The sequence below is a fragment of the Megasphaera cerevisiae DSM 20462 genome (assembly GCF_001045675.1).
Lineage (GTDB): Bacteria > Bacillota > Negativicutes > Veillonellales > Megasphaeraceae > Megasphaera > Megasphaera cerevisiae.
Genome location: NZ_LEKT01000111.1, coordinates 1 through 1,660 on the forward strand (window position 1 = coordinate 1; position 1,660 = coordinate 1,660).

Consider the following 1,660-nt stretch of genomic DNA (forward strand, 5'->3'; position numbering starts at 1 on the left):
AGCCGAGCCGGCTGTCCATATGATAATGCACCCATGGAACGATTCTATAACACGTTGAAAAATGAGTATTTTAATTTACGGAAATTTAGGGATGTGAAGTCGATGAATGAAGGTATTTATTGGTTTGTCTATTGCCATTACAATCGGCGTAGACCCCATTCCTACAACAATGGATTACCTCCTTATGCTGCCAGAATGTCGGCATAAGGAAACTATCACTCAGTGTTACAATTTGGGTTGACTACTACACACCTCATGTATGTGTCAAGAAGGTAATGTCCGTATAATGGTGTAAATTCAAAAAATTGAAAGAGCCAAATGCTCATCCCTTTAGGTATAATGTAAATTGACCAAAACAAACATAATACCGAGGAGGAAAAGCAAATGGCTCAACTCAATAGTACCCTAAATCAGGAAGAAATTCTACAGTTACTTTCTGTAGATCACGATAAAACATTCCGTACGATTCTCCAGAACAGTCTCAACAGCATCCTAAAAGCAGAATCCCAGGATCAACTGCAGGCCACTCTCTACAAGCGTTCTGACAAGCGTACTGACAGCCGGAATGGCTCACGGGAACGTGATCTGAAGACACGTATCGGAAGACTTACTCTCACTGTCCCACGGCATCGCAATCTGCCTTTCAAAACGATGATTTTTGATCATTATTCCCGCAGTGAATCTGCACTGATCACAGCTATGGCAGAAATGGTCGTTGACGGCATATCAACCCGTAAAGTCACAAGAGTGATTAAGACGCTTTGCGGAACCAACGTGTCCAAATCCTCTGTTTCTGCTGTATGCAAAGATCTTGATCAGGAGGTCTCCGCTTTCCGCAGCCGTCCCATTGAAGGCCATTATCCCTTCCTGACTGTGGATGCTACCTACTTCAAAGTGCGTGAAAACAACCGTGTGACAATATCAATCAGGAATCCGTTCTGAGCTGCAGGACATGTTTCACTGTAAAACGCTGAAGGAAGCCAGAGCCAGGCGCAGCCAGATCATCACAGATTATCAGGACGTTGCCAAAGAAGCTATGTCTTGTCTGGATGAGGGGTTTGAAAGCGCCATGACTGTCATGACGCTTCCGGCTGGGATGCGGAAGTATTACCGGACCTCCAACCATATTGAACGGCTCCACAAGGAACTGAAACGCCGTTCTAAGGTGATCGGTATTTTCCCTAATGAAAATTCACTGATCTGACTGATGGGATCTGTGCTGATTGAGCAGAACAGTATCAACCAGGCACGGAAATCCATCTTTGGAGAGGATGCGTATCAGAGACTGTTGGAATCCAATGTGCGGGAGGAACTGCATCACATGGCAGAGGAACAGACAGTTCTCCTATCTGCCTGACCAGAATAAATACCTAAAGGGAATTTACACACAAATTTGGACTTGACCACGATCCCTGCTTCATATCGCCTCTCTATGGTGTCCGCCTCTGCTTGGGCTGAAAAGATCAGAAATTCTATTGCACTACTCTACTACGCCATTTTTTCTTTCGTTTTTATCAATTTTCCCATTTATCCTGCTGTTCTATATCTTTTTTCATTTCATCTAAATCAACGCAAAAACAATTTCTAACTTGGATAGTAAGGGAAAGTCTATCGACAGATCGGGGGCAATCATTAGATGTATTTTTCACAGAAAATTCAT

4 protein-coding genes are annotated in these 1,660 nt (G+C 43.4%); all 4 read left to right on the top strand.

Annotated features, from left to right (window positions below; all coding sequences use genetic code 11):
- A partial coding sequence (locus tag AB840_RS16305; protein WP_152669421.1) for an integrase core domain-containing protein occupies positions 1-207 on the top strand: 207 nt, incomplete at its 5' end.
- A gap of 177 nt (positions 208-384) precedes the next feature.
- Complete coding sequence (locus AB840_RS17955; protein ID WP_234984961.1) at positions 385-942, top strand: transposase; 558 nt, start codon at positions 385-387, stop codon at positions 940-942.
- A 10-nt stretch (positions 943-952) separates the two neighbouring features.
- Positions 953-1,204 (top strand): transposase, encoded by a 252-nt coding sequence (locus AB840_RS17960; RefSeq protein ID WP_407657365.1) that lies wholly within the window; start codon positions 953-955, stop codon positions 1,202-1,204.
- 12 nt (positions 1,205-1,216) lie between these two features.
- Complete coding sequence (locus tag AB840_RS17970) at positions 1,217-1,357, top strand: hypothetical protein (RefSeq protein ID WP_236684563.1); 141 nt, start codon at positions 1,217-1,219, stop codon at positions 1,355-1,357.
- Positions 1,358-1,660: the final 303 nt, after the last annotated feature.